Raw genomic sequence first — 9865 nt, forward strand, 5'->3', positions numbered from 1 at the left:
AACAGCAATAATACTCTTCGGAGGGAAACTGTTAGTTAGCCATATAGCGGTCGTAAGCGCGCTGCTCAAGCTCAAGCAATTCTTTAATGCCTAGAGCATCCAAGCGCTTCAAATATTTTGCAAAGTTATCGTCGTTAATCGGCTCCGCTCCAAGCACCCATTTTTGCAGCATCTCGTCCGCATAAGTGTTTACCGCAACGTTAAGCTCCTGGAACTTCGTTCTTTCCTCTTCTGTATACGTCACAGACGGATAAGCCTCTTGAATGTAGCCCTTGCCTACATACTCTTCAATGCCTTTAAGCGCTATTTCATTCGTCCATTGCTTCTCATACTCATAATCTTGATGGAAGCCTATTTCAAGTTGGCCTCCTTCTTCCTGCAGCTGTTGAATAACCGATTTCTCATTGTTCAGCACTTCGTCTTTGAATTTCGGTTTGCCGTCAACCATCTCGTAATGCTTGCCCTCGATGCCAAAGTTCATCAATTTTCTGCCGTCCTCTGAAAACCAGAAATCCAAATATTTGATAGCTTCTACCGGATGCTTGCTGCTTGAAGCGATTCCCCAGCCGTTCGGATGCGTCAATTTACGGGAAGAAGCCTCTATGATCACACCATTGCTGTTCGCAGGCGGCGCAATCGGAACCAGATTAAAGCCTTCTACTTGCGAAGCCAGCTTATCATTATATACTGCTGTACTGGAGAACCAGTCATGTACAACACCGCCGGTATTATCACCGAACAAAATATCACGAGCCTTAGCGCCGCGTGTAAAGATTTCTTTGTCAATCAAGCCTTCCGCATACCATTTTGCAATATTTTCAACCGCTGTTTTGTAAGCAGGCTCATACATGCCGTACTTAACGACGCCGTTCTCAGCAAAAAATCCACGCTTTGTGCCATCGCTTCCGCCGCTGGCGCCCCATAGGCTGATCAGATCATAAATCCCGTCCATATTTGCACGGCTCAGAAATGGAACCTCATCTGTTTTATTGTTGCCGTTCGGGTCCTTTTCCTTGAATGCCTTCAACACTTCATACAGCTCATCGACTGTCGTCGGCGCTTTCAATTCCAGCTTATCCAGCCAATCCTGGCGGATAAACCATCCTTTGGCTGCGGGTCCGTCCGGCGTAAAGTTAATAAAGTAAATTTTACCGTCTGGCGCCTTAGCGAACTTGGCTGCATTCGGATTCTCTTCAAAATGCTTTTTAATATTCGGAGCATGCTCCTCAATCAAGTCGTCCAGCGCCAAAAACGCGCCTTCCATCCCATAACTGTCATACTGCTCCTTCGTCTGATGATGAACGATATCAGGCAAACTGCCGGATACCATCATGACATTAAACATTTCTTTACTGTTTGTAGAAGCTTTGGACGCTGTGCCCTTCAGCTTTATATTGGTTAATTCAGCAGCCTTCTTAAATACAGGCCATTCATCATCGAAAATAAACTTATCTGCATAATGCAAGTGAATTTTCAGCTCTAGCGGATCTTTTGTAATCAAGTGGCCAGTCAATTGCTCCTCGGCAGGAGGATTGCTTTCCTGCGGCTTGCTCGTTGCCGGATTGTTCGTATTATTCGGCTTTTCGCCGCTTGAGCAGCCCGCAAGCAGGGAAGCGAGCATCGTCATAGCTATAATAGATGAAGCCAACCATTTCTTTTTCATGTACAAATAGACCTCCCAGAAATTGTTGTATGCTTAATATAAAATTTCTTTTTTTAAAGTGCTATCCAGCAATTGTACAAGCTCTGTTTCCTATGCGCTAGCCTTTAATTGAACCAACCATAACGCCTTTGACAAAATATTTCTGAATGAAAGGATATACAGCGATAATCGGAATAATCGATACAACAATCGTCGCATAAATGACCGTTTCTTTGGAATAGACCGTCATGTCTCCCATTTCATCCATAATGTTCATCTCGACGATTAATTTTTTCAGCAGCACCTGAAGCGGCACCTTATTCTCATCCTTCAAAATAATCATCGCCCAGAAATAACCGTTCCATCTGAGTACGGCATAGAACAGCCCGATCGTTGCGAGAGCTGCTTTGGAAAGCGGCAGGTAAACCATGCGCAGCACCTGCAAATCGCTTGCTCCATCCACCTTGGCTGCTTCCTCCAGCTCTTCCGGTATGCTCTGAAAAAAGGTTCTCATCAAAAATACATAGAAGGTTGTGATGGCGAAGGCAATAATAATGGTAAAGCGGTTATCCAGCAGCGACAAATCCCGCAAATTGAGATACGTCGGAATCATGCCTGCCTGGAACCACATCGTTAAGGCGATAAAAAAGCTGATCGCCGTACGCCCCATAAGCCGTTTCTTCGAAAGAGCATACGCGCCGCTCACCGTAAATAACAGGTTGGCCGCTACCCCAAATACCGTATAAAAAATCGTATTGGCATAAGCAATCCATATCCCTTTCTCTGCCAGCACCTTCGCATAAGACTCAAAGGTAATATCGCTTGGGAGCAATATGACCTTGCCCCGAATAACAGCATCCGCCGAGCTGATCGAAGCAGACAGAACGTAAACGAACGGATATAAGGTCAGCAATGCAATTGCTGCAAGCAAAATATAGTTAAAGACCGAAAATACTTTCTCGCCCGCGCTTTGTTTCAGTTCAATCACCTACCATAACCCTGTATCGGTCAGTTTTTTACTAATCTTGTTTGCAGCGACGACCAGGATAAAGCCGATAACAGCATTGAACAACCCGACTGCTGTAGCCAAATCGTATCGTCCCTCCTGCAGTCCTGCCCGATATACATAAGTATTAATTACATCTGCCGTCTCGTAAGTCGCCGGCTGATACAGAAGAATAATGGCCTCGTAGCCTACCTCCATCAACGTGCCGATTTTCATAATCAGCATAATGACAATCGTTGGCATAATAGACGGAAGCGTAATATGCCATATTTGCTTCCAGCGGCTTGCCCCATCGAGTATGGCCGCCTCATACATGGACGGATTGACGCCCGCCAAAGCAGCAATATAAATAATGGTGCCGAAGCCGGCTTCTTTCCATATATCCATCGATAGTATGAAGATGGGCCGGAAAAAATCCGGATTGGTCAGGAAGTACTGCTTTTCCCCTCCCATCATCTCGATCAAAATATTAACAATTCCGTTGCTCGGCGCCAAAAAGTTAGTCACGATGCCTGCTACTACAACTACTGAAATAAAGTGAGGCAGGTACGTAAAGGTTTGCACTGTTTTTTTGAAAAACGAATTTTTCACTTCATTCAGCAGCAAGGCAAGAACAATAGGAGCCGGAAAAGCAAACAGCAGCTGAAAAAGACTAAGCAGCAGCGTGTTTTTTATAAGCCGAAAGAAATAGGGGCTATTGAAAAAGGTTTCGAAATGTTTGAAGCCAACCCAGGCGCTTTGTTCGATTCCTTTATAGACACTGAAATCTTTGAACGCGATTTGCAGTCCGTAAAGCGGCTTATAGGCAAAAATAATGTACCAGGCCAAAAACGGAATGAGCAGCAAGTAGAGATAACGGTCTCTAATCAGGTTGGCTTTAATTTGTTTGAATGATAGCAGTCCTTTCTTCTCCTCTCTCATAGATCTGGACCTGCTCCGGCGGAGCGCTCTTATTCGCCGAACCAGTCTTTACACCCCAAACTATAGAGTGATGTGAAAGCGCTGTCTATCTCCATTTTTTCGATTACCACCATTTATTCATGCAAGGCTGCGGGCTTTATCGAATGTGCATTTTTTTATCTATCACCAAATTTGCATATACGGCCGTCTTTACAAAACTATGTGCTATAATTTAAAAACCTATCGTAACGTTCAAGTATAATCCGAGGAGAGATTAGGTTGTTCAAAAAGTCTTTCTTTACTAAACTGCTTATTGCTTACTTCACTATTGTTATCGCTTACACGGCAATCGCGGTCTGTTTATTTTTTTATAAGGACAACCAAAATGTCCGGCATGAGCTGAACCAGAAAAATCAATCCTTTTTGGAGCAGGCGCGTGAAAAAATCGACTCCAAATATGCTGTCGCTTTCAATTTGATCAATCAATTAAAGCTTAATGAGCATATTATCAATTTTGCTTCCGGCGACAGTGACTACTATTCCATAACACGAACTTATTATGAGCTGCGCAATCATTTAGATGCTTTCGCTGAATTTGGATACAAAATTGATCTGATGGAAAATGATGGCGAGCTTGTTATTACGCCGCACTATTCCATTGATAAAGAACGGTATTTTGAGGAAATTGGCCTGTCAGAGGAACTATTCCAGGATAAATTGTCTTTGTTGAACGGGAAAAGACTGAATACGTTAGCTACATTGCCCAGCAGCCCCAGCCATACAGAAAATACTGAGGACGATTCTGTCTACGGGTATGATAGGGTAATTACAACCGTAAGCCCGGAGAAGATGAGGAGAGGCAACACTTTATTTTTCATTGTATCTATATATGAACAGCAGCTTCTTCCTTTGCTGGCTTCAGAAAGCCATGAAGCTTTTGCCATCATTGAGGATGACCAGTATGTCGCGTTCAAATCTACGTTTGACAGCAAGCAAACAGCAGAGCTGCTTCGTCTGCCACTAGATCAATTGGAAAAGCCCGTGTCAGCAGATTATGAGAAGTACAAATCCGGCCCGTACGAAATTCATATGATCCGTTCGTTAACGATGCCTGCTTGGACTTATATGTATTTGACGCCGGTTCAATCGTTTGACGAAACCTTTAATATGAACGGGACCTTATTATTATTCGGCATTTTAACCGCTGCTGGCCTTATAGTCTCTTATATCGTTACGAGAAGAATGTACAAGCCGGTAAACCGTCTTGTCGATCTGTTCAAAGGCTATGATCATACGCCCAATAAGGATGAATTCACGTTTCTTCATGAAACCGCAGTCAAAATCAATACGGCCAACGAGCAGCTGAAATCAGCCATGAATGAAAATAGGCTGCCGCTGCGCGAGAAATTTATGCGTGATCTGCTGCACGGCCTTGTGCCGCAGGAGCAAATTCAGGCACAGCTGGGCGCGCATCAGCTGGAGCAGCTGCAAAGCGATCTCACCGTATGCGTCATTGCCTTTTCCAAGCTAAAGGAGTTGATGGAGCAATACTCCAAAGAAGCAATTTTAACGATTAAATCCCAAACCTCTTTAATTATGCAAGAGGAGCTGAAGGAAAGCTTCGTCTGCGAGCTGCTCGATTTGGATTTTAGCAAATATGTGCTTATCGTTCAGCATACTAATACCGAAGATATTCAAAGAAAGCTTACCCAAACGATGTCTCATATTACAGAGGGCTATACCTTCGGCATGATTGCTGCTGTCGGCCAGCCTGTCAGCTCCGTTGCCGATATTGAGCAATCGTTCAGTCAAGCCATGCAAGTGTTGGAGTGGAGATCAGCAGTTGATAGAACAACGATTATGACTTACAAGCAGCTTAGCCAGATGCAGATGGACAATTATTATTATCCGATCGATGCCGAACGGGACATAATCAGTCTTGTCATCCGTGGAGAACGTGAGCAGGCCAGTACGATATTAAACCGTATACTGCAAGAAAATTTGGAGAAAAGAACATTAATACCGGAGCAGCTGGAGCAATTCGGCTTGCTGCTTCTGGCCACGCTCAACCGTATTATGCAGCAGCTGAATAAGGCGCCGAGCGAGTTTTGGCAGCAGCATAACGACCCGCTGGAAACGCTGCGGAATAGTGAATCGAGTGCTGAGGCGATCTCCGCCATCGTTCATTTGTTCGATACGATGATCGATATGATCAGTCAGCAAAGTGAAATGATGGATCAAAGCACCGTGAAGCAAATGATGGAATATATCCATGAAAACTACCATATTGATCTGTCGCTCACTATGATCGCAGAAACCTTCAATTTTTCTCCGGGTTATGTGAGTGTCGCCTTCAAAAAATACGCAGGCGAAAACTTCAAGGATTACTTGAATATTTACCGCGTGCAAAAGGCTAAAGAGATTATGCAGAAGGAAAAAGTAAAAATCGGTGATTTGGCTCTAATGGTCGGCTGCAACAATGCCAACACCTTTATTCGCATGTTCCGCAAATATGAGGGGATCTCGCCGGGGCAGTATGCAAAAAATGTGCAGTAAGGCAGCCTTGATGACAGAGGGGTCATTACAAGGAGGTTTAACGAATCCCTACACGGGTACCGCCAATACCAACCCCTTATGGCTTTTGTGACTTCGTAATTATAGGCGCTGTAATTTAAAAATGCTCCCCTTACAGTTTAGGCACTTATACCTTGCCTATCTGCTGCAGGGAGCATTTTTATTTTCACTTCATCATCGTACCCATTCTTTTTGCAGATTCGATCATGACAGCCGAGTACTCCTTCATCCGCTCGAGTGTCAGCCTGCTGGCAGGTCCCGAAACAGACAGCGCGGCAACCAATTTGCCTGTTCGATCAAAGATAGGCGCAGATATCGCTGCTACCCCTGATTCTCTTTCCTCCACGCTTGTCGCATAGCCTTGAGCGACTAATTCCTTCAGCTGTTCTTTATACTGCTCAATCGAAATATTCGCTTGAAACATAGGGTCATCCATAACGAGCGCTTGAATTTGCGGATCGGCAAAAGCGATCAATACCTTGCTGGAGGCGCCTGCATACAGTGGCAGGCGAGCTCCGACAGGCGCGACCCGGCGAATCGGTTCATTGCTCTGCACCGCCTGAATCCGTATCCGCTCGCTGCCGTCCCGCACATAGATGCTCACCGTCTCTCCCAGCGCATCACGCAGCCTGACCATCTCTGGCAGCCAGATAGTAGCCTGGTCATCGGTTCTTGATAAATTCGCCGACAGCTCCCATATTTTAAGGCCAAGATGATATCGGTCTGTATCATGGTCCCGCTCTATAAAGCCTTTCTCCTCCAAGGTTGCCAGCATGCGATGAACCGTACTTTTATGCAAGCCTACATGCTCGGCAATTTCAGTCATCGCCCAATCCGTTCGAATGGTAAAGCATAATAATATATCCAAGGCCCGATCAACGGCCCTTACGGTAGACTTGCCTTCATCCATACTTGCAAACCTCCCATCTAAAAAGCAGCAAGTTTTATATAACACTATTGTACCACAGGAGTTTCACTCTTCGAAACCCCATTTCATATTCGTTGATATTCATTCTCATTTAGTATACCTTAAATACTACTTCGCCGTAAAGCTTAATGGTTTAATTTCCCATAGCTGGTCCCTATGTATTACAGTCATGTTACAACAAAATAACAATTTTGCCTGACTAATTGACACATTTAATCTATAGCATTACGATTAATAGAAGTAAGCTATTATAGTTGACGAGTAATCTGCCCAATTTTAACCAACCGGTATGGAAGCAAGCTTCACGATAAGCGCATCACCAGATGACAACGCTTCCAAACTAAATATTATGTATAGGGGGCCTGCATCATGAATTCTTTATTGCCTAGACAACAAGTGCTTGAAGGCTCTTATACGGCTCACCCCCCTGCGCTGCCAGGGTTTCCAGTTGTAACTGAGCGCACTCGCGCTGCCAAATATAAAAGGTACCATAAGCTAATAGCAGTTCTTTCGGCTTTTTTGGCCGCAGCATTGCTAGTCATCGTTGTTTTTCACGGCTTTCTTGCCTGGATGATTGCCAATCCTTATGTTGCGCCTCTTTCCTCCAATCCTAAGGATGCCATTGGCCTTAATTATGAGGATGTTCTATTCCCTAGCGCCAGCGGCCGGTCCATGGTTAGCGGCTGGTTCATTCCGGCAGAAGACAATACCCGGACAGCAGCTTCCAGCAAAACCATTATTTTCAGCCACGGCTACGGTGCGAATCGCGAGGAAAGCTGGGTACCTATGTACGAGCTGACAAAGCTGCTGCATAGTTTGCACTACAACGTGCTTATGTTTGACTACGGCTACGCTTCCCAGGAGTATAAATCCCCAGCTACCGGGGGCTATGAGGAATCACAGCAGCTGCTGGCCGCTGTTCACAATATGAAAGCCAGAGGCAGCGAGCATATTATCGTTTGGGGATTTTCGATGGGCGCCGGAACGGCTCTGCAAACAGGGCTGCTCACAGATGATATTGATGCCATGCTGCTTGACAGCTTGTTTTTACCTAGCTCCGAAGCCTTATTTGATAATCTGAACCAATTTATAGCTTTGCCTAAATTCCCTTCTCATGCACTTATTCAAGCCATACTGCCGCTATGGACAGGAACCAGCTTTCAAAATATTCCAGCCAGCACGGTAATGAACAATTCGTATCCTATACCTCTTTATGTCATGCATGGTACGAATGATGCCAAGGCTGATTATACAACTGCCGAAGCTATCGCCGCTTCGCAGCATAATCCTTTATCCCGCTCCTGGATCGTACAGGGCGGCCAGCATGAAATGCTGTTTCGGATGCATGCCAGAGAATATATTTCTCGAGCCGCTCTATTCCTGGGGCAAGTCGAGCAGATGCTGGAGGAAGAAAGCAGCACTTAACCATAGAAGGGTCAGGAGGCTCCGATTTATTATGGAGCAGCCTGACCCTTTATTAAAATATTGGGATCCTCGTTAGTGATACTTTTTCCCATACAGCACGCGGTGCATCTCGCGGCCGATCGTCCGGTAACTGGATAAGCCGTTAAAATCAGAATAACGCGGAATATGCTCAAGCTGCTCGCCTTCCAGATTATAAAAAACATCTTTTTTATCGAAATTATCAAAAAAGCCAAAATCGAGGCTCGTTTCTGCTTTTGTTACTGCTTGATGGCCAACGGTTTTGAAAAAGCCATTTTTCCAACCGGAAATATTGACTACTGTTGGTGCAAGCAATAGCTTGTATTGGTCAAGCTGTGCAGGAACCTCCTTGCTCGTACCATGGCAATTATACAAATAAATGAGGTTCATCCCTTTGAAATTCAAATTTAGCCCTTGAATATCTGTCTGAATGACTTTAGCAAAGTAATAATAATTATGCTTAGGCTGAACCACGAAAATATCACCGGCTGCAGGCTGGCTTGTCGACTTGTCCATGGCAATTAATTCCGTAAATTCATCTAACATATGTATTGCCTCCCCCTACTGTTTATGCATCCATCTTAGTCGAAATATGAAACGATTACAACCCGATTACAACTTCTATTCTGCTCCTAATGCTGCAAGAACGAGCTTATCGTATGTAACCAATACACACTATGTATAATATTTCTTTTTATCCTTCGTTATGCATGGGATAAAAAACATCTGAATAGTACAATAACAATTGAATGGTAGCGGCGGGGCGCATAACTCGACAGTCTCCAAACTGTGGAGGCTGTAGGCAAACATTTGCAAGGTGCTTTGATGGTGCTCCTTCCTAGCCGGCCAGTCGTTCCGTTATTACACCCAAAATCGCAGTTTTGAAGCGGCTAAGTGACAATGGTTCCGTTATTGGCCAAAAAATCACTAGAAAAGCCCCAGTTAAAGCCGAATAGCGGAATGTGTGTCCGTGAAATTCAAAAAATGACGGTTTTAAGACGAATAACGGAACGTGTGTCCGCGAAACTCAATAATGACGGTTTAAGGACGAATAACGGAACGTGTGTCCGTGAAACTCAATAATGACGGTTTAAGGACGATTAGCGGAACGTGTGACCAAGTCGATACATATGGGCAACATTCGTTAGTGCCCCCTTCTCCCATTGCTTAAAGGAGAGGCATTGTGCGCATATTCGACTTTCCCAAAACTGTAACGGTTGTGGGAGGCGCTATTTAGCGAAAAATAGGTGTTTTGAAATTTTAACGGTTGTGGGGAGCGTTACGTGTGAACTTTTGCCCTGTTTATGCCAGGTTTTAGGAAGATAAGGCTTCCTACAACCGTTAGACTTTGAAATAGGCTGATTTCGGGACA

The 9865-nt window shown here is 44.6% G+C and carries 7 protein-coding genes; 2 read left to right on the forward strand and 5 right to left on the reverse strand.

Annotation, left to right across the window (positions count from 1 at the left end; genetic code table 11):
- Window positions 1-31 precede the first annotated feature (31 nt).
- The 3 genes from V1L65_RS16890 to V1L65_RS16900 all read right to left on the reverse strand — a co-directional run bounded on the left by V1L65_RS16890 (window position 32) and on the right by V1L65_RS16900 (window position 3569).
- On the reverse strand, window positions 32-1663 hold the full coding sequence (locus V1L65_RS16890; RefSeq protein WP_331700378.1) for an extracellular solute-binding protein: 1632 nt from the start codon (window positions 1661-1663) through the stop codon (window positions 32-34).
- A gap of 97 nt (window positions 1664-1760) precedes the next feature.
- Window positions 1761-2630: a carbohydrate ABC transporter permease gene (locus tag V1L65_RS16895; RefSeq protein WP_331700379.1), complete on the reverse strand. Its 870-nt coding sequence runs from the start codon at window positions 2628-2630 to the stop codon at window positions 1761-1763.
- A complete protein-coding gene (locus V1L65_RS16900) occupies window positions 2631-3569 on the reverse strand; it encodes an ABC transporter permease (protein WP_331700380.1) in 939 nt (312 codons plus the stop codon).
- A 258-nt stretch (window positions 3570-3827) separates the two neighbouring features.
- On the opposite strand from V1L65_RS16900, the gene V1L65_RS16905 reads away from it, so the two are divergent.
- Window positions 3828-6104 (forward strand): helix-turn-helix domain-containing protein, encoded by a 2277-nt coding sequence (locus V1L65_RS16905; RefSeq protein WP_331700381.1) that lies wholly within the window; start codon window positions 3828-3830, stop codon window positions 6102-6104.
- A gap of 184 nt (window positions 6105-6288) precedes the next feature.
- Here V1L65_RS16905 and V1L65_RS16910 read toward each other — a convergent pair whose 3' ends face one another.
- Complete coding sequence (locus tag V1L65_RS16910) at window positions 6289-7032, reverse strand: IclR family transcriptional regulator (protein ID WP_331700382.1); 744 nt, start codon at window positions 7030-7032, stop codon at window positions 6289-6291.
- A gap of 387 nt (window positions 7033-7419) precedes the next feature.
- Between V1L65_RS16910 and V1L65_RS16915 the strand changes: the two genes are divergently transcribed.
- Window positions 7420-8475 (forward strand): alpha/beta hydrolase, encoded by a 1056-nt coding sequence (locus V1L65_RS16915; RefSeq protein ID WP_331700383.1) that lies wholly within the window; start codon window positions 7420-7422, stop codon window positions 8473-8475.
- Window positions 8476-8547: 72 nt separating this feature from the next.
- Here the strand turns inward: V1L65_RS16915 and V1L65_RS16920 are convergent, their stop codons facing one another.
- Window positions 8548-9039 carry an immunity 26/phosphotriesterase HocA family protein gene (locus tag V1L65_RS16920; protein WP_331700384.1) on the reverse strand — a complete coding sequence of 164 codons (492 nt, stop codon included), beginning with the start codon at window positions 9037-9039 and terminating at the stop codon, window positions 8548-8550.
- Window positions 9040-9865: the final 826 nt, after the last annotated feature.

The organism is Paenibacillus sp. IITD108, from assembly GCF_036541265.1.
Lineage (GTDB): Bacteria > Bacillota > Bacilli > Paenibacillales > Paenibacillaceae > Pristimantibacillus.